Consider the following 26,077-nt stretch of genomic DNA (forward strand, 5'->3'; position numbering starts at 1 on the left):
ATGGCAGGCGAAGAGGGCACTCGAGCCGTCCTGGTGACCGAATCCGCACCGGTCAAGACCGAGGGCGCGATCACCCGTCCGCGACTGCGTACCGGCCGCCGGCGCATCGGCGATGGCCTGGTGGAGATCCCGATTCGCGAGGACATCGAACCGGCCGGTGCCGTCCTCACCAACCCTGTTGTCGCCGAGGCGAAACGGGAGTGCGCCGGCTGCGGCCGTCCGGTAGGGCGGGGGACTGAGGGACAACCGGGCCCAAGCGACGGGGTATGTCCGCAGTGCGGCACCCTGTTCTCGTTCTCCCCGCAGCTGGAGACCGGTGAGTTGGTGGCAGGTCAGTACGACGTTCAGGGCTGCATCGCGCACGGCGGTGTGGGCTGGATCTACCTTGCGATCGACCGCAATGTCAGCGATCGCTGGGTGGTGCTCAAAGGCCTACTTCAACCCGGAGGGCAGCAGGCGCAGGAGATCGCGGTCGCCGAACGGCAATTCCTCGCGATGGTCAACCACCCCGGCATCGTCAAGATCTACAACTTCGTCGAACACCCGGGATTTGACGGAAACCCCGTCGGCTACATCGTGATGGAGTACATCGGCGGAACCACGCTGGAAGCCATCCTGGACAAGCAGCAGCCTGCCGCGGGTGGAGAAGCCAGGCAGATGATGCCCGTGGAGGAGGCGCTCGGTTATCTGCTCGACGTAATGCCGTCGCTGTCCTACCTGCACTCACTCGGCCTGGTGTACAACGATCTCAAGCCGGAGAACATCATGCTCACCGAGGACAACGTCGAGTTGATCGACATGGGTGCGGTATCGGGTGTCGAGGAGTTCGGATACATCTACGGCACCAAAGGATTCCAGGCGCCTGAGATCGTGCGGACCGGACCCTCCGTCGCCACCGACGTCTACACGGTCGGCCGCACGCTGGCCAAGCTGACCGTCGACCTGCCCAACGACCGCTACGCCGAGACATTGCCCAACCGTGACGAGGTACCGCTGTTCGAACAGTACGAGTCGTTCTACCGTCTGCTCGTCCGTGCGACCAACCCCCGTCCGGCGCAACGGTTCTCGTCGGTAGAGGAGATGGCTGACCAGTGCCGGGGTGTGCTCCACGAAATCCTCGCCGAGCAGACCGGCTCGCCGAGTCCCCGGACCTCGACGCTGTTCAGCCCGCCGCACTCCACCTTCGGGGCAGATCTGGCATTGCAGCGCACCGACGTGTTCGTCGACGGCCGTCGGCGCACCGTCGCGCTGGACGCCCGCGACGTCGCGGGTGCACTGCCTGAGCCCGTGCAGGTCGAGGACTCCGACGATGACTGGCGACTCGAGTGGGACGACGGGATCAGCGGCCTGAAGGCCGGTGGTCATGGGGCGGCCCTGGCATGCTTCGAGCGCGTCGTCGCCCTGCTTCCCGGTGAAGCCGCACCCAAGTTGGCGGCGGCCGCGGCGGCCGAACTGCTGCTGGACACGCACGGCGCACCGGATGCGGAACGGTTGCGGCACTTGGCCGAACGTGACTACCGCACGTTGTGGCGCACCGACCACGCGATGGTGAGCGCGGCGTTCGGCCTGGCTCGTGTCCTCTTCGGACGCGGCGATCGGTCGGGGGCGATCGAAGTGCTCGACCAGGTCCCGGTGGCCTCGCGCCACTACGGCGAGGCCCAACTGACGTCGGTGGTGCTGCTGCTCGAGGGGCGGCCCCGTACGGAGATCGCGGAGGCAGACCTGCGCGACGCCGCGCGGCGGGTGGGCAGCCTGCCCGAGACCGAGGCGCGCGTTCTGCAGATCCGCGCGTTCGTCCTCGGCATCGCCCTGGACTGGCTCCGGTCCGGCGCTGTGAGCGCCTCCGGCGAACCGCTTTTCGGTCACGCCTTCGACCAATGCGGTTTGCGCGTCGGTGTCGAGGAGGTGCTGCGGGAACTGGCGCGGCACTCGCCGCGGCGGCGTCACCGCTACCGGCTGGTCGACGTGGCGAATGCGATCAGGCCGCCGAGCTGGATGTGACGCTCAATCGTCCGGCCGGGTGACACCGCGAACCAGGGCGACACAGAGGGTGGCGCATTCGGCCGCGAGTTGCTCGGGCGTTTCGGCGGGATCCTCAACCCAGGCTTCGATGATCTGGTTCACGCCGCCGACCATGAACTGTGCTCCGCGGCGCAATTCGGCCGGGCTCGGAGCCGCCGACTGCAGCACATCCGGGGCGAGCTGGATGATCAGGCCGGTGATCATCTCCAATATGTGCGTGCGGTGCTCGGTCAGTCCGGTGACGCTGCTGACATCTCCGGTGGCGATGCGGTGGATGTGCGGGTCGGCCGCGATGATCTCGAGAAATGCGGTGAGTGCGGAGCGGAGTTTGTCGGTCAGTGTGCCCGGGTCGCCGACGCCGGCGTTGACCAGCGCGGTCAGCAATTGATCCCGCACGTCGTCGGAAATGGCGAACAGCAATGCGTCTCGGGTCTCGAACTGTTCGTAGAAATAGCGTGATGTCAGCCCGGCGGCGCTGCAGACGGCACGGACGGTCACTTCGGTGATCCCGGATTCGCCCCAGATCTGGCGTCCGGCGGCGAGCAGCTTGCTCCGTCGTTCGGTCCGGCGGTCGGCCGCGCTGATGCCGCCGTATCCGCGCACCACCTGTACGCGCTTCATCGACAGCACCCTACATTCGGCTTCCTAGCGGCTCATCGATCCCATGAAATAGGTCTCGTGCCCGGTGGGATATCCGCCACCGTCGGTGGCGATGTGCACATGGTCGAAGTGGTTGGCGGTCTCGTTGCCGTAATCCGCGGTCCAGTGCGGTGCGCCGATCCCTGGATAGAGGCCCTGACGCCAGATCACGTGCAGCACGCCCCAGCGTTGGGCGTTGGCCAAGGCGAAACCGGCGATCTGATTGCCGAGCGCGATGCCGTCCTTGGTGTGATAGTTCGGGATCATCACATCGATCGCCAGACCATTGGGGTGCCACTTCAGCGCGTCCTGGCGATACCCGCCGATCGTGGTGATCTCGGGGAACATCACGGCAATGGCGCGGGCCACCCAGATCGTCTTGATTTGTAACCCGCTCTCGGGTGCCGGACCTTTCGGCAGGGAGAACTGAAAGTCGCGGGCCGCCACGGGCGCACTGGCCGCCACCAACTCGGCCTGAGCTGGCACTGGTGCCGGTTGCTGAGTGCTGGGCGGTGCTGCCGACGGGATCTCCGGGCAGCAGTCCGCCCCCGTGTTCTGCGCGTACACCATGCCCGCAGCGAGGGTGACGGAGGCGGCAAGCGCCAGCAAGCGTCCCCGGCCGCCGGCCAACAGTCGTTTCCCCACGGCAGCAATCTACTGCGGTCGCCGCTGCGGCGGGCAATCTTCGCCATCCGTGTGGTCACTGACCATTAGCTGTCAGCCCACGCCGTCGGTCGGGTACGGATACCCGGGCGGGTCGGAAAGCCCCGGGTCGAAATAGCTGCGCAGGGCTGCATCGCAGGCGGCATAACCCCAATTGACCAGTTGCCGGCGCAGAGTCGGATCCAGCTTCTTCAGCCGCGTGGGCGTCCTGGACAGGAGCTTGGTGGCCGCGTCGGTCGCGGGCAGCGCCGGACTGCGTCGCGGGAACCGTGCGTACTCGGTGTTGATGGCCATGAAGGCTCCGCGACGTTGCTTCGACGCCAGCAGTCCCACGATCTGACGTCGACGTAACCGGCGGACCTCGACATCGACCGTGTCCAGGACGCGCAACGTGGCGCGCACCCAGTCTCTTTTGGGGTTCGGGTCGACCTTGAACGTGCCGCCACCGTCGCTGACGAAGACCGTGGCGCATCGCTTCACCACGGGCTCCAACCCGAGGTTGTCGAAAACACCGCCGTCGGTGAGTTGCAGAGTGGGCTTGCCCGGGATGTCGAGCAGGTTGGGTGACAGAAACGGGGGGAAGGCCGAACTGGCGGTGACGGCATGGGCGATCGGGAGAGTCGGGTTGGCGATGGACTCGGTGCGCCAGTCACGCATGTACGGTTGGCTGAACCGCCACGCCGATCCATTGCTCAGATTGGTCGACAGGATCACGAATAGCGGCCCCTGACCGTTGTGGGGGAGGTCCTGCAGCGTCGCACCGTGGAACAGGTGCTTGTCATACGCGTGCTGCACCCGCCGCGAGATCCGCCCGGGCATCAGCAACCCGCCCAGCACCGCCGGGCGGTCGACGGTGTGGCCGGCCAGGTCCATCACCGGCTCCTCGACCTCGCCTACGAAATTGCCTGCGACACCATCGTTGTCGAACTCGAGACGGTGCCAGGCCAACCCCAGGACGGCGGCCGTGACCGAACCCCCGGACACCGAGGCCACCCGGGTCAGCCGGGCCAGCCATCCGGTCTCGTTCAGTCGGCGCAGGGTGCCCAGGTGAAACAACATGGCCCGGAATCCGCCGCCGGACAGGCACAATCCCACACCGTCGCGCGGGCCGACGGTCGGCAGGTCGAGGACATCAGGCTGATCGCCGTCGTCGGTAATGCTCGTCGGCTCCGTCATGCCGTCGCCGAAACCCGTAGTCCCGTGCGCCCGTTCGCCGGCAGGACGAATTTGGCACCGACATCGGCCGCCCGCGCCTGCCACGGCTCCGTGAACTCGCTGCGGTAGTTGCAGTAGAACGTGGGAGGGTGAGCCGAGCCGATGATGATCCGCGCGATCGCGGCGTGATCCGGATGCGCGAAGTTGTCCCCGTTGGTCGAGATCAGATACCTCTTGGCGGCGATCGCGTCGACCAGTTCCGCGGTGACGTTGGCCCGGCTTCCGTGGTGCGGAAGCTTCACCAGATCCAGCCGAACTCGTTCCTCGCCAACCGTCGTGGCGTACTTGGTCAACGACTGCACGAGTACATCGGAGTGGGCGTCGGCGCCCAACAGGGCGCGCCGGCCGTCATATTCGACGATGAACGCAATGCTCGATCCGTTGGCCTCCGAGTTGTCGGCGGTCGACGCCGTCGCCATCTTCCGCAGAATCTGATCGGTGAGCTTGTCGGGCAGCGGCGGGACTTCCTTGTGGCGTATCGGTGGTGTCCGCGCTTCCAGCGGGGTTCCCTCGCCGGGCACCAGACCCGCTGCGGTGACCACCGATCGCCATTCGGTCGCCATCTTTTTCAGCTTCTGCCCGGTAGGGGACAGCAGATGGATGGCGGCACCGCCGGGCAGTTCGATGACAGGAAGCTCCGTACCTGAGGCCGAAACCACGACCGGCCCACCGACTTTGTTGCTGACCCGGTTGGGGAAAGGTTTGTTCCAGCGGAACGGGCCGTCGTTGATCCGCTGGGTGAGCCGCTCGCCGTCGACGGGCCCCAGCACGCTGCCGCCACGTTCACAGTGCACGAATCCGTTGAACCAGATGTCACGGATCCGGTGGCTCAGATCCGGATCGGCGAGAATCTGCAGGCTGCCACCGATGTGATCCTCATCGACATGGGTGATGACCATCGCCTCGTAGGTGTGGTCGGGCCGGGCCTTGAGCCGTTCACGCACGGCATCCCAGGAACGTGCGGTGCCGCCGTCGATCAGAATCCGGTGCGTGTCCGCCGCGGTGCCGTACTCGACGACGAGGGCATCGCCGTGACCGCCGGGCAGCATGTCGATGGCCAGCATGACTTCTCCTAACCGACCAGCTTGAGGTCGATCTCACCGACGGCGACCAGTAACAGACCAACCAACAAGCCGTTGGCGACCAGATCGCGTCGGGCCTGGGTCAAGGCCGATCCCAACGTGAGCCCGCCGCCCGCCGCATTTGCGAACAGTGCAGAAACGACCGCGACAGCGGCTTGGGAAGCCTGCTGGCCCTTGAACTTCGTCAGTGTCGCCACCACCGCCGCAGCGCCCATGCGAATGAATGTCGCGGGCAACGCTCCGAAGACGTCACCGGATATCGCGGAGTCGCAGGCGAACAGCAGCACGATCGGTGCGGGACTGGTGGCGACTCCGAGCTCACGTTCCGAGATGTCCGGTTGGGACAGGGTCGAATCCTTGCCGATCGCGATCCGGAACTCGGACTGCGCCTGGTCGGTGTGGCCCAGCACCACCAGCAGTTGCGGACTGGTCTGCTTCACCGCGGTACGCCACCTCGGCCACGTCTCCACCCGTGTGCAATCGGTGGAACCCACGCGCTGGGTGAGCGCGGACTGCAGGAGTTCCGAAGGCAATTGATTTGCCGGACTGCCGATGTCGGCGCGATTGGCGGCGGCGTAGACGACGGGCCGCAAAGCCAGTTCGGCGAGTTTCGGGCGCGATTCGGTGGCGGGCACGGGGCCGAAGCGCACCGTACGGGCGATGACGCGGTTCATTCCCCAGAACGCCCACGGGCACACCCGACGCCTGGAGCGCCGCCGTGTGCACGGTTGATTGGCAGCCTGGCCCACGCAGTCGCAGAGGGACGCAGTCTCGGTCGGAGTAGGGCCGTCGTAGGCGAGCTCGAGGGGCAGGAGCGACCCGTCGTATCGCACCATCACGGAGATGGTGCGGGCGTCCCGCAGGCCGAGTTCACCCAGTTTCTTGGCGAATTGGCTGCCGCGCCGGGCGAGCAGGATCAGCAGCCGCACCGCTTCTGGATCGGTGATCGATCCAGGAGCGGAGTCGGTGCCCAAAACCTGCGAAGCCACCTGCTCGAAGGCCTTCGACCAATTCTCCGCGCCGGCAAGGGGAATGCCGTCGGAGTGATCGGTCCCCTGTAGGGACAGCGTGACGCCGTTGTCGTCGAGCGCGACGTCCGCACCGGTGACCTCGGTGGGCTCAGATGGCGAGCTCAGGCCGATCGGCCAGAACTGGACCTCGTCGTCGGGCAGTGCGCTGCTGCGGACGACGGCGACGATCCGGCCGGCACGGATCGGCCGATTTCGGTACAGGACAGTGATATTCAGCTGCAGAATCGTCCCGTCGTCACCGGCGCGGACGGGAAATGCCGCCGTGGTGCTCGGGCGGGTGCGGTCCCGCGGTAACACCATGGGCCGGGTGGCGTGAAACGTTCCGTCGTCGCTGGTGACGTCGATGACCAGATCGGCCGCTCCGTCCGCGTCGAATTCGACGTCGTCTTCGTCGAAGTCGATGCCTCGCTGACCGGGACGGGGGACGGCAATCCGCACTGCGAGCGTGTGGTCCTGCCCGGGCGTCAACACCGTGCAGACCGCGCCGTCGCGGAAGATCTCGGCGATCAGCCGGCGGGGTGTCTCCGTGTCCGTGTCCGTGTCGGTTTCCAAGGGAGACGGCTGTTCCTGGACGCCAAGGTCGGGTTGGTCCAGCGGCGCCATGTGGACCACCACCTCCCCGCCGAGGTCGCCGTAGCCCTCGATCAGGTCCCGCCAGCCGTCGTGTGCGGTGTCGAAGGCTGCCGCGACATCCGGCATGGAGGCCATCACCTGCAGACCGGTGATGTGATCCCATTGCGCCAGCCGAACGGCATCTTCGGCGGTGGCCACTCGGACATAGAGCGCCGAGACGTCGTGGTCGTGGGCGTGTATCACGGTCTGCCGCCACGCGGTGTGGAGCTGCGGCGCTATTCGTGCCGTCAATTCCAGGTCCGGTGCCACCCAGTACGGTGGGTCCGTTGGCCCGCCGGGACCCGAATCCGCGCACATCTGGATCAGTTTGTCGAGGCTGTCCAACAGTTTGTCGACGTTCAACTGTGGTGCCAACGAATCGTTTCCTGCCAATAATCCGGCAGCGAACAATACGTCGACAGGTATTGTTTTGCCGGAGGTCATTGCCGGAATCTCCTACTCGACGGGTCGATCAAGAACTGCACTGAGTATCCATGGGTATGGCTCGTCTGTCCGTCATTCAGATGAGGTACGGACATTCTTCGAAACAATCTATTTCTGCTTGCAAATACATGACATTCAGCCATTTATTGATGCGGCAGAACAATGGCGTGCCGCAATTTCTGATCGGTACCCGGGGTGATCTCTGTGCCGGCCGGATGTCCGGCGGCTCCTAAACTGCCAGGATGCTCACTCGGGCGCGGACGATAGCCGCGACGCTGGCGGTCGTGCTCGCACTGGTGTCCTTGGCCCATGTGCTTTACCTCGGGTTCGGCCCACTTCCGGACCGCGCCGAGCGTCAACTCGGATTCCTCGACGCAGCACTGGCATCCGGCCGTGACACCGAAATGCAGGGGCTGTTCCCGGAGGGTGAGTACTTCACCAGGGTGCTGACCGGTCTGGCCGAGGCCCAACTCGCCGCGCAGGTCGGCTCGGACCCCCGATCCTCCGGGTATGTCGCGCGGGCCCGAACTCGGCTTGCCGCCATCGAAACCCCGGAATCCGTGGCGGTGTTCGGCCGCGGAATGGTTCCGGAAAACGGGATTTTCGCGGCAGGCTGGTCGCTTGCCCTGGCCGTCGCGATCGCGCGGGCGTCGGACTCCGATGCGGACCGCGCCGCGGTGCTGGAGCGGGCTCACGTGGTGCATTCAGTGCTGGAACAATCGGATTCACCGTTTCCCCCCAGCTATCCGGGCCAATTCTGGCCGTGTGATTCAGTCGTGGCAGCGGGAGCGCTCGCCCAGGCGATCGCGATGCTCGATCTGCCATGGCGCGAGGATCTCGCCGAATGGCGGTCGCGGGCACTGGCTGCCGCGGATCCGGACACGGGTCTCCTGCCGCATCAGGTTGATGACCGCGCCCACACCATCGCGGCACCACGAGGGTCGTCCCAAGCCATCGTTCAGACTTTCTGGCCTGCGGTCAATGACGTGGTCGGGATCAAAGATGATCAGTGGCAGCAGTTTTCGGACCTTTTCGTTACCAGCAAGGCCGGAATGGCCGGAGTTCTGGAGTATCCGTCCGGCACCGGCGGTGATGCGGATGTCGACAGCGGTCCGTTGATCCTCGGGGTGAGCCTGAGTGCATCGGCGGTCGGGTTGGCGGCGGCGCGAGCCAACGGCGACGCTGACCTGGCCGGCCGGCTGACCCGGCAGGTCGAACTGATCGGGGTGCCGGTGGGTTTACGCACCACGCGATATCTGTTCGGCGTCCTCCCGGTGGCTGATGCGTTCATCGTGTGGGCACGCACCGTGCCCGCGGGTGAGGTGGCGCTGAATGCGGGCTCGGGGCGGTCGGCGTGGTTTGTGGTGTGGACCGTGCCCTCGGTATTGCTGCTCGTGGCGGGACTGGCGTTGTGGCCGGGCAGACGGCGGCCGGGAAAATGACTCGGAAAACTCGGGAAACAAGGTAGGACTACGCATCCCTTCCCGACCGATCGCCCGGCAGACTGAACCCATGCCAAGCCCCGAAGTGGTGCCGTCGGTAGATGCCGTGGTGCACGACACCAAACCCGACCGCGACCGCGCCGTTGACGTGGCGCGCCTCGGCGCCCTGCTTGTGGTGATGTTCGGCCACTGCGCCCTGCTACTGGCCACCATCGACTCGGGCGGTGTGCGGGTCGGCAACATCCTCGGCGCCTTGCCGTCGCTGGCCCCGGTCACCTGGGTGCTGCAGGTGATGCCGCTGTTCTTCATGGCCGGTGGGGCCGCGGGTGCCTACAGCTGGCACGACGGACGCTCCTGGGGAGAATGGCTGCTCGCGCGCGCCCAACGGTTGTGCCGGCCGGTGTTCTGGTACCTGGCCATGTGGACGGTGGTCCTGCTGGTGGTGCGCGCGACGATGGGAGCTTCATCCGCGTCGGCGCTCGGGCGCGAATGTGTGGCGCTCCTGTGGTTTCTGGGTGTCTACCTGGTGGCGCTCGCCTTCGTCCCGGCGCTGATGCGCCTGTCCACCGGCCGGGCGTTCGCGTGGGTGATAGCCGCATTGCTTGCCGGGTCCGGGGTGGTGGATGCCATCCGGTTCGCAGTGGGAACACCCGAGGCGGGCACTGCCAACCTGATCATCGTCTGGCTGATACCGGTTGTGATCGGCGTGGCCTACGCGCGTCACGTGATCTGCGCGCGACGGGCGTTGGGAATCGCGATCATCGCGTTCGCGGTGCAGGTAATCGTCGCTCTCACAGGTATTTACGACGTGTCCCTGGTTGTCACCGGAACCGAACGGGTGTCCAACGTCTCGCCGCCGACACTGCTGCTGGCACTGCACTGCATCTGGATGCCATGCCTGTTCATCGCCGCCGCGGACCCGATCCGGCGCTGGGCCGCCCGTCCGCGCGTCTGGCGCATCGTGGCGACGGGCAACGGGGGAGCCATGACGCTGTACCTGTGGCACATCCCGGTGATCGCGGTCGCCGCATTCACCTTGCACGCCGTCGGTCTCGATGCCTTCGATCCACACGCTCCAGGGTTCTGGGCCCACCTGGCTTTGCGCGCAGTGGTTTTCGCCGTTCTCATGGCGGTTGCCTTCCGTCTGCTGTCACCGCTGGAACACCTCCCTCTGCCGTGGTGGGACAGCCGGGTCCAGATCGGCGGGGGCCGGTCGGTGCTGACCGGTGCGCTTCTGTGCGTCGCCGGTGCCGCGTTGACTCTGATGGCCAAGAACGGGCTCGACGGTGTGCTGGGTTGGTCGGCGCTCGGCGGGTTCGTCATCGCTGCGGTGGTCGCGCGCGTGAGCGCAGGGCGCCCGGATCCATCAAGGCCCACGGGTAACCGGTTTTCTACTCGAGGGTCGTGACCCGCGCGAGCCACGACCCGGCGGTAGAAACCGGCGCAGTACTACGCGGCCCGCCGACCCTCAGTCCTCCTTGCGGATCAACCGTCCCAGGGCCTCACGATCGGGTGCCAGCAGTTCATCGATGCGGGCCTGGTTCACGTCGGCCACGATGATCTCGCCGACCTCCTGGTACACATCGCTGAAGATGCCGTGCGCCTTCATCTTCTCGGTCTGATAGACGTTGTCCTCCGTCGGCGTCACGTAGTAGACGATCTCTGGCTTGAACCGGTGGATGAGCCACACGTGGATCAGGTCCATCAGGCGCTTCTTGCGCAGCTTCTCGGCGAAGGTGTTCTGGTCGCGCACCGTCAGGATGTTGCGGCCATGCCGGTCTTTGATGGGGTCGACGACGACGTTGGCCAACGGGTCGTCACCGTCGCCGTAGATACCGAGGTCGAGTACGTCCGACCCGGCGCGGCGCGGCCGCAACTGCACCCGCAGGTTCTCACCGATCTTGTAGTAGTCGCCCCAGATCGCCAGCCACTCTTCGAGGAGTTTCTTGGGCACCTCGGTCTGCACCAGATGCTGGTGTTGCGTGGAACCCGCGCCCATCGCCTTGGTGGTGGCGGTACGGCCCGACGAGGCGGCCAGGGCGGCGTCGCTGCGTGGACCGCCGACCAGCGTCTGCGGTGTCCGGTAAGGAGATTCGACCAGACGCATCTTGCGTTGCAGCCGGGCCAGTGCCAGCATGCCCTCCTGTCGCAGCGACGTCGCGAACTCCTCGCACGCCACGCCGTCGACCTGATGGCCGCCGTAGGTGATGAAGTTGAAGACGAACCCCATCTTGCCGAGTTCCTCTGGGAACGCCCGCATCTCGTCATCGGTCATGCCGGTGGTGTCCCAGTTGAACGACGGTGACAGGTTGTAGGCCATCATCTGGTCGGGGAACTCGGCGTGGATCGCATCGGCGAACTGCTTGGCATCGGCCAGATCGGCGGTCTTGGTCTCCATCCACAGGATGTCGGCGAACGGCGCTGCCGCCAGCGACTTCGCGATCGCATACGGAATGCCGCCACGAACCTGGTAGTAGCCCTCGGGGGTCTTGACCCGCTCGCAGTCCCAGGCCACGTCGGCGCCGAGTTCGTGCGCCTTCTGTTGCGCCGTGTACAGCGATGCCCGCGCAGCGAAGACGCGCCAGTCAGCCGCGCTCATCGCAGCCGGCTCGCCCTCGCGTTCTCGGAACTCTAGAAGTTCGGCGACCGCCTCGCCGTAGGTGTTGAGTCCGGCATCGTCCTGCCACGCCTCCACGAACGCCGACTCGACCTTGTCGAACAATGAATCGACCGAATCGCCGGTCCGGTGGCCCTTCGCGGCTTCGTCGATCGTGTTCGTGATGCCCTGGCGTTCCAGCCAGGCGTCGGCGGTCGCGTACTCGCCCTCGGGAAGTGCATAAAGCAGGTGTCCGTTGAGCTCGGTGACGCCCTGGTTGTAGAACCGGCGCACCATCGCAAGGAAACACGACTTGTAGGTGGGCACCGACAGATTCGTCGCCCCGAGCAGGAACGGCTGATCCCGCTCATCTGCGCGACCGTCGAGGAGGTTGGCGGCCTCGGCATCGGTGCGGGCCACGATGATGCCGGGAACCCGCATGATGTCCAGCTGGAACCGGGCCGTGTTGAGGCGTTTGATCTGCTCATCCGAGGGCACCAGCACCTTGCCACCCTGGTGGCCGCACTTCTTGGTGCCGGGCCGCTGATCCTCGATGTGGTAACCGGGCACCCCGGACTCGACGAAGCGGCGGATCAGGTTGCGGACATGCGGATCGCCACCGTGACCGGTGTCGGCGTCGGCGATGATGAACGGCCGGTAGTCGACGACCGGGGTCGTCGCGCGCTGCTCCGGCGTCATCCGCAACCGCAGGTACTGCTGATTGCGGTCGGCGGTCAGTAGCGCCCGGACCAGGCCGGCGGCCTCGTCGGGCACCTGGCTCAGCGGATAGCTGGCCAGGTCGGGCCCCGGATCTTCACTGATCGAGCCCTTGGCGGAGGTGGCCCACCCGCCCAAGTAGATCCCCTCGATGCCCATCCGTTTCATGACCACCGCCTGGCCCGGTGAATACGGACCGAAGGTGGTGATGCTCTTCTTCTGCGCGAACAGTTCGCGCAGATGCGGAAAAGAACGCGGTCGCGGCCTCGCGGGCGACCGGATAGTCGGACGGGATCGTGCCGCGTTGCTCGGCGACCTGACGTGCCGTGTACAGCCGGATGATGCCCTCGAACCGAGGACTGTCGATGTAGGCCTGGGTGGCTGCGACATCACTCTCGAAAGACGAGTCGGTCTGTGCGTTGGCTTCGATTGTGGCCATGTGTGCGCTCCTGAACTCGGGTACCCCAATCATTGCTGGCAAGTTGCGGCGCCGGAGCCGGTTGGGAGATTTCACAGGAGTTCCCCGTGCGGCGGACCCGACGTTCTAGGCTGCACGCCATGTCGATCGACCGGGCCGCACTGGCCGCCGGTGCCATCCGATTCGCGTCGGGCGTCTCGTTTCTCGTCGACCCGAAGCGGGCCGACCGGTTATGGGGCGGGCGGGAAACACCTGACGCAACCGCGCAGCTGATGTGGCGGTCGATGGGATATCGCGATGCGCTGATCGGCGGCCTGCTGCTGGCGGCGGGACTACGCGGGAAGGACACGCGCGGCTGGTTCCTGGCCTCCGGCGGCGCCGACGCGGCCGACCTGCTTGGCGGCGTGGCGGTCCACGACCAGCTGCCGCGGTCGCAGCAGGTCATCGGCCTCGGGGGAGCCGTGGTCGGCATCGCCGTCGGGCTGTGGGGCGCCACCCGCCGCCGAGAGCGTAGGCCGGACCGGGCGGCAGACTAGGTCGGGCCTATTCACCCGCCTCGACGATGTCGCTGCGGTACCAGCGGGCGGCGACGAGATAGCAGCCCATGGCCAGCAGTTGCAGCGCCGGAACCAGGATCAGCAGGGCCCGGCCGAGTGCGTGTGCGCCGAGATCGGCGGTCAGCGCGTCGCTGATCAGGCCCGTGACGAACGGGCCCACAGACCCGAGAGTGGCATTGAAGAACAAGAACAAGGCCGACGCGGTCGCCCGCTGTCTGGGCAGCACCAGACGCTGGATTGCGGCGATCGACGGGGCCAGATATGCCGTGCCGATGACGTAGCTGAGCGCCAGGAGCCATACGCACGCGAGGCGACTCTCGACGGTGAAGGCGAGCACCGAGGCGGGCAGCAGCACCGCCGTGGTGAGTACCACGATCCACAGCAGCCAGCGCGCGTCGCGCAACGCCAGCCGATCGGCCAGCCGGCCCACGATGAGCAGTCCCAGCACCCCGGCCAGTCCGGTGGCCAGGCCGTACTCCCACCCGACCTCGCTGAGCGACATGGACCGGGTGCGCATCAGGAAGGCCGGGGAGAAGGTGGTGAGCGAGTAGCCGGCGGCCGAGACGAATGCGGTGCCGCCTACGACGGCCAGGAAGCTGCGCTTGCGTAGCAGCGCCCACCACTTGACCGGCGGGCCGTCCTCCGCGACTGTCGCGACCGGCAGAGTCTGGCGTGTGCCGACCACCATCAGCACCAACGGGGCGAAGACCACGCTGAACGCACCCATCGCCACGAAAGCCGTTCGCCAGCCGAGGTTCTCGGCCAACAGGCCACCGCCGATCAGGCTGGCGCCGCTGGCCAGTGGGATCGCGAAGGTAAGCACCGCAAGTGGCGCCGCGCGACGCGACGGGGCAAAGTTGCGGGCCACGTACGCGTGTGCGGCCGGGGTGCTGCCCGCCTCGCCGACCGCTACGCCCACCCTGGTGAGCGCGAGCTGAAAACCGGATTGCACGGCACCGCCGAGCATGGTCATGGTGCCCCACAGGGTCAGGCAGGCGGCGATCACCGCGCCGAACGCCCCACGGTCGGCAACCCGTGCCACCGCGACGCCGAGCACCGCGTACACGATCAGGAAGCCGAACCCGTTGATCACCCCGATTGCGGTGTCGGACAGGGCGAGTTCGTGTTTGATCGGCTCGGCCAGGACCGAGGGCAGGAACCGGTCGACGTAGTTGAGGGTGCCGACCAGGGTCAGCAGTGCGACCGCCGCCCAGGCGCGCCGTGGTCCGTGTACGTGGCCCGGCTCAACCATGTCGTACGCCGCGGGCAAACCGCCAAAGATACCGCGGCAGCCGGCGCAGTGGCACAGCCTTCGGCCAGTCCTGGGGACGGAAGAAGGCGTCGGAGCCACCGTCGACGAAAATCACACTGCCGCAGAGGAAGTCGGCAGAGTCCGACAGCATGAAACACATCCAGTCGGCGAGGTGGCCGGCGTCGCCGTATCCGCCGATCGGTACCGGGAACCTCCGCACGGCGGCGCCCTCGCGCGGATCGGCGAGTTGGGCCTGCAGGAGTGGCGTCAAGATCGCGCCTGGGGCCAGGGCATTCAGTCGGATACCGGCACCGGCCCAGGCCGCGGTGACCGCATTGACCCGCAGCCAGCGGCTGACCGCTATCTTGGAAGCCGCGTACATGATGGCCGACCCGTTTCGCCCGAACAGGCGCAGCGAGCGGATCGCCCTGTCGGTGTCGCGCGCCAACAGTGCCCGAATTGTCCGGCGCGGAACGATCGGTACCGTCGTCGTCGAATTGCTGGAGATCACCACGACTTTGGCGCGGTCCGCGTTGGCCAGCGCGGGCCGCCAGGCCTCGAGTAGCTCGACGACGCCGAGGAAATTGACCTCGGCGATCAACCGATTGCGGTCCGCGCCGGGGCCCGGGCCGAGCCCGGCCGCCAGCACGGCCCCGTCGAGCACTCCGCCGCACGCCGCCAGCACGCCGTCGGCCGCCGCTCGGCGGCCCTGAGGGGTGGACAGATCGGCAACCACATCGCCCTCTTTGAGGTCCACACCGATGACGGCGTGCCCGAGGTCCTGGAGCCGCTGGGCGGCCTGCAATCCCATACCGGATGCGGACCCGGTGACCGCGTATGTGCCGATGATCGTCTCCTTGCTGCCCGATTCCGGGCTGGTTCGGCGGCAAAAATAGCATCCAGGTGAATTCTGGGTGCCCAACCGGTTACCGACCCCTTCTCCCGGATGCCGACGCCTGCGGGGCGACTTACGCTCGTCGCGGCCGGGTGCCGGTCACGCGAGAGGAATCGAGGTCGCAGGGTGAGGACAGTGCTGGGGCTGTCGGTGACTTCGCACGGCATCGCCTGGGCCCTCGTCGGGGGCGATGACCGCACCACAGATCTCACCCCGCTGGATGACGACGCCTTCGATGTCGACGACGCCGATGATGTGACTGTCCGGGCCGTCGCCGCTGCCCGCAGCGCCCAGGCCATCGCGGCCGCCAGTGGTCAGAACGTCGCCGCGATCGGCGTGTGTGCGCCCGGACTCGTCTCCGGTGACGGCCATGACGCCGTGCCCCAACTGCTCGACCTGCTCGCCGCCGCGGGATTCGACGATGTGCGGACCGTCCCCGGACGGTCCGGCACCACCGCCCGGGCCGCCGCAGTGGCCGTCGCGACCAACGCGGTCGCCAGGACACCGAGGCCTGCCGCGTTGCGGACTCCGGCCCCGCGCCGGCACACCGCGGTACGGGCTATGGCCGCCACGGCTGCGGCGATCGCGACAGGACTGCTCACGGTCGGCTCGCAGTTCGTGGAACCGGCGCCGGGCCCGGCGCCCGACGACGCTTACATCTCCGCGGCGGCCGCCGAGCCGCAACTCGTCACCGTCATCACCCCGCGGGACGTGACACGTTCGGTGAGGGAGTTGCCGGCCGAGCCGGGAGTCTCGAACCAGGCGGCCGAACGGTCAGAGCGGGTGCCGGTCGCCGAACCGGTCGCGGTGGTCCCGGTTCCCGCCCCGGCACCGCCGCAGGCCCCGGCCGTGCCGATTCAGCAGCCGGTCGCAGTCACCGTCCCGCACCTTCCGGCAGCTGAGCCACACCTACCGGCACCCGCACCCGCCGCCGAACCGCACATTGCGGCAGACCCGTCGCCCGGGCCCGCACTGGCCGCGGTACCTCCCGCGGCAACACCGGGTCCTGCGCCGGCCGGACTGTGGTTCCTCGGCGCGATGCCGTAACCGGGACCAGCCGAAACTACGGCATGGTCGCCAGGTACCGCAGTCCCGACATGCCCGGCAGGAAGAAGTATGCACCACCCCGAAGTGTGGTGAAGGCCGGAATTCCCTTGTGCACTTTACGTATCGGACGTTTGGGGACCGTGAAGTCGAGGGTGCCGTCCTGGGTACCGCAGATCGGGTCGTGCTCGTTGCCCAGTTCGTGGAACGTCTTGTCGTTGATCCAGACGTTCTGCGCGAACTCGAACTGGCGCACGAGGTCGGCACAGACGATGAACGCTGCGATGCCGCGTTCCACCCCGTCGTCGGGCGCGCCGTCGGGCAGGGCGGGGCCGTAGGTGGCGCCGCGCCGGATCATCCGGCGGCGGTTCATGTAGTGCGCGGTGTCGCGTGGGTTGAGCCGGCGCGCATGCGACCCGAGCGGGCACGCATAGCCGAAGGGATCCATTTCCTTGTAGTTGAAATCGTTGTTGCGCGCCGGATCCGCGCCGAGCTCGGGATCATCGTGCTCGGGCGCCAACACCAGGGGCGCGCCGCTGCGCCACCGGCCCATGAACTTGGCGGCCAAGAGTTCCTCGGTCTCCGGCGAATCGGACCGCTCACGAAGGTAGTCCCGGAACAGCCCGACGTGTTCCTCGAGCCGGCGGTAAGCCAGATAGCTCCCGTTGCGGGACAACACATCCGGCTTGGGCAGGTTGGCGACGGGTCCGTCCTCGTCGGGGTAGCCGAGGATGAACTCTCCGGGCTCAAGCGGGGCGCCGGAACCCGGGGTCGGTTCCTCCCCGGATCCCTTCATCACCGGCTGGGACAGCCGGTCCCGGTATCCGAAGTGATCATGGGCGAAGTTGAACGGCGGGGTCGCGTTCAGGTCCAGGTACGACAGGCTGCGCACGCCGGGGGTTCGGTCGAGCAGCTTGTCGTGCTCGGCGATGGAGCGACGGTACTGTTCGTCGGTGCGCGAGAACAGGATCGCTATCGCATGCAGATCCTCACCGGCCAGGCCGCCGGACCAATGCTCGGGTGCGGCCTCGCCGGTGTCACCCAGGATCGAGGCGCGCTGCGCCATGCCTTCCCGGAACGCCGCGGGGAAGGTCGCCAGCGACTCCTCGTCGACACCGAGTGCCCGCAGTCCGTTCCAGGTGAACGCCAACGTGACCCAGCGGTCGGACTCGTCCATGGTGGCCGTCGCGTCCGTGGCCGAGGACACCTTGTCCAGCAGGTCGGTCAACCAGGCGCGGCCGCCCTCGCGGGTGTCGAACGTCAGGAACTCGTAGCGCCCGGTGATGGCCGGGGTACGGGTCAGCAGGATGTGCTGGATCTCGTCGAACTCGAGCACAGTCGGCTACTGCATCTGATCGAGCATGTTGGAGAAGGCGGCCTTGAGTCGCAGCGCTTTCTTGATTTCGTCGGCGGTGACGTAGGGGTACTCGCCGTATTCCAGGAAGCTCGGCACCTGGTGCGCCCGGACGAACTCGATGAATGCCTGAGGGTTCTCCTTCCAGTCCTCCGGGAACCCCTCCAGATTGGTGAATACCGTGGTGATGCCGGTGGCGCTGAACAATTGCACCGCGTCCTCGGTGTACTTGTCGAAGTCGGTGTCGAAGATGCCCTGGTATTGGAAATGCAGACCCGAGCCAACGTCGAACAATTGCCAACGCAAATAGTGCAGCCGCAGGGGCGCAAGCACTTCGGGGCTGGCGGCCACGGCGGCCTCGATCTGCTTGCCGTAGGCGCGTACTGTCTCCTCGCGGCCTTCCTTCACCTTTGCGATGATGGAAAAGCCATGGCACGCAGGTGTTCTCGGGTAGGTAGGGCCGTATCGACCCTCCTTGAGTTCGAAATAGCCTTCCGGTGGGATGGCCATCGCGGCGGGCTTGGTCCAGTCAGGGTCGTTGGTAGTCATACGGAACCCCCAGGGTCGTCAGATAATGCCGAACGCTAGCACCGTGCTGCCGTGCGAAATGCGGATTCCATTGACGCACCGTTAAATTTGCCGAGGTATTTGGTGGAAAACCCGGAAAACGCCCGTGATCGGCGTAGTGTCCGATGTGTCGGGGCCGTTGAGGGGTTGGCCAAGGCAATCACTACTTCTCGGCGCCATCCAGAACTGCAGTGCGAGCGAAGGCACGAACCCGGTCCTTGGCGACCTTGCCGTTACCGGTCAGCGGTAGTGCCTCGGTGAACAACACAACCCGTGGTCGTTTGAAACCTGCGATCGTGCCACGCACGTGGCTGATCAACTCATCAGCGGTCGGCCGGCGCCCCGGCGACGGGACGACCACCGCGCAGACCGCCTCGCCCCAGTAGTCATCGGGAACCGCGACCACAGCGACCTGGTCCACGCCGGGATGACCGGACAGGGCGTCCTCGACCTCGCGGGAGGACACGTTCTCACCGCCGGTGACGATGATGTCCTTGAGCCGGTCGACGATGAACAGACGTCCATCGGTGTCGCTGCGGCCCATGTCACCCGTGCGTAGCCAACCGTCCTCGGTGCTGGCCTCGTCGGGCCAGTAGCCGGGCGTCACCTGTGCACCGCGTACCACGATCTCGCCCACCTGCCCGGGCTGCAGCAATGCGCCGTCTGTGTCGGTGATGCCGATCTCGACGCCCGGGTGCGGATAGCCGGCACTGGTGAGCAACTCGGGATGGCCCGCGGCGCCGGCGCGGTGGTCGTCGGGGCCGAGAAACGTGATGTTTCCGCCGGTTTCGGTCATCCCGTAGCCCTGGTGGAAGTCGACGCCGAGAGTGTCGATGGCCCGACGCAGCAGATCCAGTGGCATCGCGGCGGATCCGTAGGCGATCGCGTCGAGCGTGGGCAGATCGGTCCCGGTGCGCTCGAGATGGCCGAGAAGCGAGTGCAACATGGTGGGCGCCAGCGAACACGACGTCACCTCGTGGGTACGTACCAGGTGCGCGAAACCTTCGGGGCGGAACTGGGCGCACAGGACGACCGTCGCGGCGACCGCATGCTGCACCAGCATGTTGTAACCGGCGATGTGGCACATGGGAAACGGCAACAGGTACACCCCGCCGGGCTGCACCGAGCGGCCCGCCACCGAGCCCCATACTGCGGTGAGGATCGAACGGTGGCTGTGCACAACAGCTTTCGGGACGCCGGTGGACCCGCTGGTGAACAGCAGCCAGGCGGGATCATCGGGCTCGGGGTCGGCTTCGATGGGGAGTTCGGCCGCGGGTGCTGCCCGCCACTGGTCGGATTCGAATGCGACGGCGGGCGCTCCGGTGTGTGCGAGAGCCGACAGATACCGCTCGTCGCCGAGCAACAGGGTGGGCCCGGCGGTGGCCAACTGCGCGGCCTGTTCCGCCGGGCTGAGACGCTGATTGATCAGCGTCAGGACGCGCCCGCTTCGCGGCACCCCGTAATACAGCTGGGCATAGGCGACGCTGTTGTCGGCGACCACGGCCACTCGGTCACCCGGTGCGGTCCGGGCCGCCACCCACCCTGCGACGCCATGGATCTGGCGGTCGAACTCGGAAAAGGTCGAGGTGGTGCCGTCGTCGGTCACCACGGCCGGGCGCTGCGGCGCGCCGGCGGCAGACGCCGAAACCAGTTCGTGCAGAAGGCTCATGTCGGATCCCCCTGGGGCAGCTCGAATCGGTCCAGATAGCGCCGCACGAAATCCTGGGCCTCGGCGTGCCCACGGCTTATGCCGAGCCCCCGCTCGAGCACCAGGATCCGGGCCAGGCTCGCCACGATCATCGACATGACCACGGGCGGGAACTCGTCGGTGTCGACCCCGTGCGCCCGTAGCGCCGAGCACATCGCGGCCTCCTCGAGGTCGCGGAACCGGTCGGCATAGCCGGCGATCTCGCTGCGGATGGCCTTGCGGTGGTTGGCCAAAGCCATGAACTCCATCCACAGTGCCGCGCCCTGGGTGTTGTTGAGGTCCCACAGCGCGTGTAGAGGGGAGTCCTCGGCGAAGGCCTCCTGCTGGGTGCTCAGGTTGGTGTCGGCGCCGGCGGCCAGGACCGCGATGAACAGATCGTCCATGCTCGGGAAGTAGTAGTGCACGAGGGCGGGTTTGACGCCGGCCCGCGCGGCCACCCGCCGCGAGGTCGCCGCGGCGTAACCCTCCTCGAGCATGACCTGGGCGGTGGCCCGGATCAGGGCTCGGCGGGTGGTGCTCGGCGGGCTCACCGCACCCTTGACCACGCGCGGCGACGGCTGCTAAACATGGCCTGAGTGTAATTATTGGGCGATCGCCCAATGTTGGCGGAGGGTGGGGAATGACCGGACGGGTCGACGGCAGGGTCGCACTGATCACCGGAGCGGCCCGGGGGCAGGGCCGCAGCCACGCGGTGCGGTTGGCGGCCGAGGGTGCCGACATCATCGGGTTGGACATCTGCGCAACGTTCGATCGGTCACCGGCATCGGGAGCGACGGCAGAGGACCTGGCCGAAACGGCCGATCTGGTGAAGAGCCTCGGCCGGCGAATCGTCACAGCCGAGGTCGACGTACGTGATTTCGGCGCGCTCAAGACGGCCGTCGACAGCGGCGTCGAGCAACTGGGCCGGCTGGACATCATTGCCGCCAACGCCGGCATCGGCACCACCGGGGTGAAGCTGGACCGGATGGACGAGGACCTCTGGCAAGAGATGATCGACGTCAACCTCAGCGGTGTCTGGAAGACGGTGAAAGCCGGTGTGCCCCATATCCTCGCCGGTGGGCGGGGCGGGTCGATCATTCTGACCAGCTCGGTGGCGGGGTCGAAGGCCTACCCGTTCACCGGGCACTACGTAGCAGCCAAGCACGGTGTGGTCGGTTTGATGCGCAGTTTTGCCGTTGAACTGGGCCAACATTCGATCCGGGTGAACTCGGTGCACCCCACCCACGTGAACAGTCCGATGCTGATGAATGACACGACTTACCGGATGTTCCGGCCCGACCTGGAGAATCCGGGTCCCGACGACCTGGCTCCGATCTGCCAGACGTTCCACATGCTCCCGATCCCGTGGGTCACTCCCGAGGACATCAGCAATGCGGTCCTGTTCCTGGCATCGGACGAAGCCCGCTACATCACCGGGGTCACCCTTCCCGTCGACGCCGGCAGCTGCCTGAAATGACCGTCTACTACGACCCCTATGACGTCGGAATCGTCGCCGACCCGTATCCGGTGTACGCCCGCCTGCGCGATGAGGCGCCGATCTACCGCAACGAGCGCTACGACTTCTGGGCACTGTCCCGGCACGTCGATGTCGAAAGAGCTTTGTCGGACTGGGAAACGTTCTCCAACAGCCGAAGTGACATCCTCGAATTGGTCAAGTCCGATTTCGACATGCCGCCGGGCGTGATGATGTTCGAGGACCCGCCCATGCACACCCTGTTGCGCGGGCTGATGTCGCGGGTGTTCACCCCGCGGCGGATGGCCGAGATCGAGGATCAGATCCGCCAGTTCTGTGTGCGGTGCCTGGACCCGCTGGTCGGCTCGGGCGGATTCGACATCATCGCCGAACTCGCCTCGATGATGCCGATGCGGGTGATCGGAATGCTGCTCGGCATACCGGAATCGGAGCAGATCGGGGTTCGTGACGCCAACGACGCCAACCTGCGCACCAAACCGGGTGTGCCGATGAAGGTGGTGCGGGCCGACCGCATCGCCGACGGCCGGATTTACGCCGACTATGTCGAGTGGCGGGCCAACAACCCTTCCGACGATCTGATGACGGCACTGCTCAATGTTGAGTTCACCGACGAGTTCGGTGTCACCCGCAAGCTTGAGCGCAAGGAAGTGCTGCACTACACCCAGGTGGTGGCGGGCGCCGGAAACGAGACCACCGGCCGGCTCATCGGCTGGCTGGCGAAAGTGCTCGCCGAGCATCCAGACCAGCGTCGCGAAGTGGAACGGGACCGCTCACTGCTGACCCGCGCCGTCGACGAGACGCTTCGGTTCGAACCCACCGGCCCACACGTGGCACGTTGGGTGGCAAGAGATTTCGAGTACGACGGCACCACGGTGCCTGCCGGCAGTGCGATGCTGCTGCTGTTCGGGGCGGCCAACCGTGATCCGCGCCGCTACCGCAACCCCGACACCTTCGACATCCACCGCGACAACATCAGCCACCTGACCTTCGGCAAAGGTCTGCACTACTGCCTGGGTGCCAATCTGGCCCGGCTCGAAGGCCGGGTGGCCCTCGACGAACTGCTCAACCGTTTCCCCGAATGGGAGATCGACTACGACAGTGCGCAACTGGCACCGACCTCCACGGTGCGCGGCTGGGAGAAACTGCATCTCGTGGTTGGTTGACTGTGGTGAACTTGCTGCCGTGAGCATCTGGATCGGGCAGGCTCGGCGCACTGTCAGCGGTGAGGTGCCCGCACCACCGGAACAGGTGCGGGCGGTCTACGTCGACCTGGACCACATCTCGCAGGTACATCCACTGGTGCAGTGGGTGCGCAGCACCTCCCGGATGGAACTGGCCGACGGATACCGGCAGGACTATCAGGTGCGCGACCGAATCCCATTGGGGCCGCTGAATCTTCCGATCACCTACCGGGCCCGGCTGATCGTCCCCAGCGCCGGCGTGGTGACCGCACAGGCCAGACAGTTCCCACAGGTGCGGCTGGACAGCCGGGTGGACTTCGCTGCGACCGCGGCCGGAACCCGGATCACCGAAGAGCTGACCATCTCCGCGCCCAGGCCGTTGTTGGCGATCACCGTGGAGCAGGCGGTCGCCGCCCACGCCACGATGCTCGCCGAGATCGCTCGGGCTATGAGGCGCTGACAGCCTCGGCTTGTTCGGTCGCCACCGACTTGGCCCACCGGTAGTCGGCTTTACCGGCGGGGGAGCGCACGATCTGCGGTGACCGGACGAACGCCTTGGGGATCTTGTAACGCGCGATCGAGCTCTCGCACACCTTCACGAGTTCCTCGTCGGTGGCCGAAGCGCCCTCGGCGAACTGCACCACCGCGACGACCTCACTGCCCCAACGTTCCGAGGGACGGCCGACCACCACCACGTCGTAGACAGCCGGGTGGGCGGCGATGGCCCGCTCGACTTCCTCGACGAAGATCTTCTCGCCGCCGGAGTTGATGGTGACCGAGTCACGGCCCAGCAGCTGAATCCGTCCGTCTTCCAAGACGTTTGCGCGGTCGCCCGGAACCGACCAGCGCACCCCGTCGATGGTCGGGAAGGTACGTGCGGTCTTGGCTTCGTCGCCCAGGTAACCCAGCGGGATCAGGTCCCGCCGCGCCAGCCAACCGCCACCCTCACCGGGTCCGAGGACCCGGGACAGATCCTCGGCGACCACGCCGGTATCGGACTGGGCGTTGAACGTCGCGGCCTCGGATTCACTGCCCGCGGTGGAGAAGGTGCTCATCTGGGCGCCCGACTCCGATGCGCCGACAGCGTCGAGCAGAGTCAGATGCGGTAGTGCGGTCAGGATTCGCTCGCGCACGGTCGGCGACAGTGGCGCACCGCCGTTGGTGATCGTGAACAGGCCCGACAGGTCGTAGTCGCCCTTCTCGATCTCGTCGACCAGTGGCCGGGCGATCGCATCGCCGACCACCGGGATGCTCAGTACCCGTTCACGTGCGGCGAGCTGCAGCACGTTGTCGGGACGCATGCGCACCACATCGTCGGGAATGACGAGCTTGCCGCCCATGGTCACGGCGTTGTAGGCGGCCCACTGTGCGGCGCCGTGCATGAACGGCGGGATCATCAGCAGCGACAACCCGCCGCCGGCGTTGGCAGCCCGCTCGGCGAGTTCCTCGTACGAACCGATGAAGGTGTCGCTGCCGAACGGTCGGCCACCCATCGAGGACAGGAAGATGTCGTGCTGGCGCCACAGCACGCCTTTCGGCATGCCGGTGGTGCCACCGGTGTAGAGGATGTACAGGTCATCGCCGGACGGCGTCGGCATTCCCGCCTGCGGCGCAGGCGTTTTCAGGATGGTCTCGTAGTCCACGGCGCCCGGGAGAAGCTCGTTGCCGGACTCGTCGGCGACCTGGATAAGGACCTGGAGGTTCGGCAACTGGTCGCGGATCGCGGCCACCCTGGGCGCGAACTCGGCGTTGTAGATCACCGCGCGGGCGTTCGAATCGGTCAGCAGGTAGAGGAGTTCGTCTTCCACGTAGCGGTAGCTGACGTTGAACGGTGCCACCCGTGCGCGGTAGCTGCCGATCATCGACTCGAGGTACTCGTTGCCGTTGCGCAGGTAGATGCCGAGGTGGTCCTGACCCGATTCGTGCCCGGCCAGCGCGTCGCGCTCGGTGTGGGTGCCGAGGCCGGCCGAGACGAGGTAGTGGGCGAAGCCGTCGACGCGGGCGTCGAACTCGCTGTAGGTCAACCGGCGGTCGCGCCACACCAGGAAGGTCTGGTCGCCGATGGCTTTCGCCACCGTCGAGAACACTGTGGACAGGTCGAACTTCACGTCAGCGCTCATGGCACTCCTGGTGTGCACGGATTCGGGGCCCCACGACCATACACGGAGCATTCAGCTGTATGGCCGTCGGTGGGTGACCCGCGCCTCAGACCGGGAAGAACCCGTCTCCGGTCAATATGCCCGCCTGCCAGCCCTGCTCGCCGAGGCACAGCATCGGCCGGCCGTCGGGGGACTGCGCAGCCTCCTGCGGCCCGGGGCACGGCGAGCCGATCTCCTGCACACCGTTCAACGGATACGCGTAGGTCCAGAAGCCGGTGTAGACCGGCGGCCACTGGTTGGGAATCCACTTGCACTGCATCGCGGTGCCGCCCGGACCCCGTCCGAACACATTGCGCTCCCAGCTGAAGCACGGTGCGCCGTTCGAAGCCTCGTAGCTCATCCCGGGGACATCGGTGGGGTAGTGCCCGGGATTGTCCGGATACATGTTGCTGTTGTCGTCGGCGAGAGCACCCGGCGCGGCGGAAATCGCTGTCGCCAGTGCCGCCGCGGCGACCGCCGTCGTGGCGAAGAGTTCACGAATCATGTCCCACCCTCAGCATTGCCGGCCGCCGGTCGAATCAGGCCGGGCAGTTCGTTGACTTTGGGCCAGAATCCTAGCCGGTCCCGAAGGTCGACAGACGACATTCGGGCTGTTGTTACTCGCCGGTATCCGCGTCGAGCACGCCGACGGCGATGCCGTAGGGCAGGAACCGGACCCGGCGGCCGGGATCGGTATTGCCGGCATTGGCCCGCAAGGCCTCGAGCTCACTGGGATACACCTGCTCGATATGGGCGCCACCCGCCTCGTCGACGGAGTAGATGGCCCACACGCCATCGCCCTTCTCGCCAGTGGTTTCCGGCTCGGTCCTGGGCTGGGAGAAGCGGGCGAACTCATCGAGCAGCCCCGCCCAACCGCCGGCCTGGCCGGGCCTCGCGATGAACTTGCTCAACCCGTCGAGGGCGTCGCGCAACCCTTCGCCGGCCTCACGGGCGACGCGGTCGAAGTCCTCAGGGTCGAATCCGAACGGTCCACTGCCACTCATGGCGCTCTCCTCGGTGGATGTG

Annotated in this window: 22 protein-coding genes and 1 pseudogene; 8 read left to right on the top strand and 15 right to left on the bottom strand. The window is 66.7% G+C overall.

Going from position 1 to position 26,077, the window contains the following annotated elements; all coding sequences use genetic code 11:
• Complete coding sequence (locus ACZY08_RS27340) at positions 1 to 2,001, top strand: serine/threonine-protein kinase (protein WP_463747747.1); 2,001 nt, start codon at positions 1 to 3, stop codon at positions 1,999 to 2,001.
• A gap of 3 nt (positions 2,002 to 2,004) precedes the next feature.
• Here ACZY08_RS27340 and ACZY08_RS27345 read toward each other — a convergent pair whose 3' ends face one another.
• From ACZY08_RS27345 to ACZY08_RS27365, 5 genes are all read right to left on the bottom strand, one after another.
• Positions 2,005 to 2,643: a TetR/AcrR family transcriptional regulator gene (locus ACZY08_RS27345; protein ID WP_463747748.1), complete on the bottom strand. Its 639-nt coding sequence runs from the start codon at positions 2,641 to 2,643 to the stop codon at positions 2,005 to 2,007.
• Between the two features lie 24 nt (positions 2,644 to 2,667).
• The gene (locus tag ACZY08_RS27350) at positions 2,668 to 3,306 is read right to left on the bottom strand and encodes a glycoside hydrolase (RefSeq protein WP_463747749.1); all 639 of its coding nucleotides are present in this window, start codon (positions 3,304 to 3,306) and stop codon (positions 2,668 to 2,670) included.
• Between the two features lie 72 nt (positions 3,307 to 3,378).
• Positions 3,379 to 4,500: a patatin-like phospholipase family protein gene (locus ACZY08_RS27355; RefSeq protein WP_463747750.1), complete on the bottom strand. Its 1,122-nt coding sequence runs from the start codon at positions 4,498 to 4,500 to the stop codon at positions 3,379 to 3,381.
• On the bottom strand, positions 4,497 to 5,603 hold the full coding sequence (locus ACZY08_RS27360; RefSeq protein WP_463747751.1) for a ComEC/Rec2 family competence protein: 1,107 nt from the start codon (positions 5,601 to 5,603) through the stop codon (positions 4,497 to 4,499). Before ACZY08_RS27360 ends, ACZY08_RS27355 begins: the two co-directional genes overlap by 4 nt.
• An 8-nt stretch (positions 5,604 to 5,611) precedes the next feature.
• A complete protein-coding gene (locus ACZY08_RS27365) occupies positions 5,612 to 7,639 on the bottom strand; it encodes a CHAT domain-containing protein (protein ID WP_463747752.1) in 2,028 nt (675 codons plus the stop codon).
• Between the two features lie 311 nt (positions 7,640 to 7,950).
• On the opposite strand from ACZY08_RS27365, the gene ACZY08_RS27370 reads away from it, so the two are divergent.
• Together ACZY08_RS27370 and ACZY08_RS27375 are read left to right on the top strand one after the other, a co-directional pair.
• Positions 7,951 to 9,150 carry a hypothetical protein gene (locus ACZY08_RS27370; RefSeq protein ID WP_463747753.1) on the top strand — a complete coding sequence of 400 codons (1,200 nt, stop codon included), beginning with the start codon at positions 7,951 to 7,953 and terminating at the stop codon, positions 9,148 to 9,150.
• A 70-nt stretch (positions 9,151 to 9,220) separates the two neighbouring features.
• Positions 9,221 to 10,558 (top strand): acyltransferase family protein, encoded by a 1,338-nt coding sequence (locus ACZY08_RS27375; protein WP_463747754.1) that lies wholly within the window; start codon positions 9,221 to 9,223, stop codon positions 10,556 to 10,558.
• Positions 10,559 to 10,618: 60 nt separating this feature from the next.
• Here ACZY08_RS27375 and aceA read toward each other — a convergent pair.
• Positions 10,619 to 12,902, bottom strand: a pseudogene (gene aceA / locus ACZY08_RS27380) (isocitrate lyase ICL2).
• Between the two features lie 119 nt (positions 12,903 to 13,021).
• Here aceA and ACZY08_RS27385 point away from each other — a divergent pair.
• On the top strand, positions 13,022 to 13,417 hold the full coding sequence (locus ACZY08_RS27385; protein ID WP_463747755.1) for a DUF4267 domain-containing protein: 396 nt from the start codon (positions 13,022 to 13,024) through the stop codon (positions 13,415 to 13,417).
• A 7-nt stretch (positions 13,418 to 13,424) separates the two neighbouring features.
• Here ACZY08_RS27385 and ACZY08_RS27390 read toward each other — a convergent pair whose 3' ends face one another.
• Both ACZY08_RS27390 and ACZY08_RS27395 read right to left on the bottom strand, forming a co-directional pair.
• Positions 13,425 to 14,690, bottom strand: a complete 1,266-nt coding sequence (locus ACZY08_RS27390) for a spinster family MFS transporter (RefSeq protein WP_463747903.1) — start codon at positions 14,688 to 14,690, stop codon at positions 13,425 to 13,427.
• Positions 14,683 to 15,537, bottom strand: coding sequence for an SDR family oxidoreductase (locus ACZY08_RS27395; RefSeq protein ID WP_463747904.1), 855 nt, complete (start codon positions 15,535 to 15,537; stop codon positions 14,683 to 14,685). The genes ACZY08_RS27390 and ACZY08_RS27395 overlap by 8 nt, the downstream gene beginning before the upstream one ends.
• A gap of 174 nt (positions 15,538 to 15,711) precedes the next feature.
• Between ACZY08_RS27395 and ACZY08_RS27400 the strand changes: the two genes are divergently transcribed.
• Positions 15,712 to 16,632, top strand: a complete 921-nt coding sequence (locus ACZY08_RS27400; RefSeq protein ID WP_463747756.1) for a DUF7159 family protein — start codon at positions 15,712 to 15,714, stop codon at positions 16,630 to 16,632.
• Positions 16,633 to 16,648: 16 nt separating this feature from the next.
• Here ACZY08_RS27400 and ACZY08_RS27405 read toward each other — a convergent pair whose 3' ends face one another.
• From ACZY08_RS27405 to ACZY08_RS27420, 4 genes are all read right to left on the bottom strand, one after another.
• Positions 16,649 to 17,965 carry a Dyp-type peroxidase gene (locus tag ACZY08_RS27405; RefSeq protein ID WP_463747757.1) on the bottom strand — a complete coding sequence of 439 codons (1,317 nt, stop codon included), beginning with the start codon at positions 17,963 to 17,965 and terminating at the stop codon, positions 16,649 to 16,651.
• Between the two features lie 6 nt (positions 17,966 to 17,971).
• Positions 17,972 to 18,532 (bottom strand): hypothetical protein, encoded by a 561-nt coding sequence (locus ACZY08_RS27410; RefSeq protein WP_463747758.1) that lies wholly within the window; start codon positions 18,530 to 18,532, stop codon positions 17,972 to 17,974.
• A gap of 181 nt (positions 18,533 to 18,713) precedes the next feature.
• Positions 18,714 to 20,219 carry an AMP-binding protein gene (locus tag ACZY08_RS27415; RefSeq protein ID WP_463747759.1) on the bottom strand — a complete coding sequence of 502 codons (1,506 nt, stop codon included), beginning with the start codon at positions 20,217 to 20,219 and terminating at the stop codon, positions 18,714 to 18,716.
• Positions 20,216 to 20,788 carry a TetR/AcrR family transcriptional regulator gene (locus ACZY08_RS27420; protein WP_463747760.1) on the bottom strand — a complete coding sequence of 191 codons (573 nt, stop codon included), beginning with the start codon at positions 20,786 to 20,788 and terminating at the stop codon, positions 20,216 to 20,218. The genes ACZY08_RS27415 and ACZY08_RS27420 overlap by 4 nt, the downstream gene beginning before the upstream one ends.
• An 89-nt stretch (positions 20,789 to 20,877) precedes the next feature.
• Between ACZY08_RS27420 and ACZY08_RS27425 the strand changes: the two genes are divergently transcribed.
• The 3 genes from ACZY08_RS27425 to ACZY08_RS27435 are packed head-to-tail and all read left to right on the top strand — an operon-like array spanning position 20,878 to position 23,373.
• On the top strand, positions 20,878 to 21,714 hold the full coding sequence (locus ACZY08_RS27425) for a mycofactocin-coupled SDR family oxidoreductase (RefSeq protein WP_463747761.1): 837 nt from the start codon (positions 20,878 to 20,880) through the stop codon (positions 21,712 to 21,714).
• The gene (locus tag ACZY08_RS27430; RefSeq protein WP_463747762.1) at positions 21,711 to 22,895 is read left to right on the top strand and encodes a cytochrome P450; all 1,185 of its coding nucleotides are present in this window, start codon (positions 21,711 to 21,713) and stop codon (positions 22,893 to 22,895) included. The genes ACZY08_RS27425 and ACZY08_RS27430 overlap by 4 nt, the downstream gene beginning before the upstream one ends.
• Before the next feature lie 19 nt (positions 22,896 to 22,914).
• Positions 22,915 to 23,373 (top strand): SRPBCC family protein, encoded by a 459-nt coding sequence (locus ACZY08_RS27435; protein WP_463747763.1) that lies wholly within the window; start codon positions 22,915 to 22,917, stop codon positions 23,371 to 23,373.
• Here ACZY08_RS27435 and ACZY08_RS27440 read toward each other — a convergent pair.
• The 3 genes from ACZY08_RS27440 to ACZY08_RS27450 all read right to left on the bottom strand — a co-directional run bounded on the left by ACZY08_RS27440 (position 23,360) and on the right by ACZY08_RS27450 (position 26,055).
• Entirely contained in the window at positions 23,360 to 25,033 is a 1,674-nt protein-coding gene (locus ACZY08_RS27440) for an acyl-CoA synthetase (RefSeq protein WP_463747764.1), read from the bottom strand. The genes ACZY08_RS27435 and ACZY08_RS27440 overlap by 14 nt on opposite strands.
• Before the next feature lie 85 nt (positions 25,034 to 25,118).
• Positions 25,119 to 25,556: a hypothetical protein gene (locus ACZY08_RS27445; protein ID WP_463747765.1), complete on the bottom strand. Its 438-nt coding sequence runs from the start codon at positions 25,554 to 25,556 to the stop codon at positions 25,119 to 25,121.
• 112 nt (positions 25,557 to 25,668) lie between these two features.
• Entirely contained in the window at positions 25,669 to 26,055 is a 387-nt protein-coding gene (locus ACZY08_RS27450; RefSeq protein WP_463747766.1) for a hypothetical protein, read from the bottom strand.
• Positions 26,056 to 26,077 lie beyond the last annotated feature (22 nt).

Source organism: Mycobacterium sp. IDUB_9 (genome assembly GCF_055419505.1).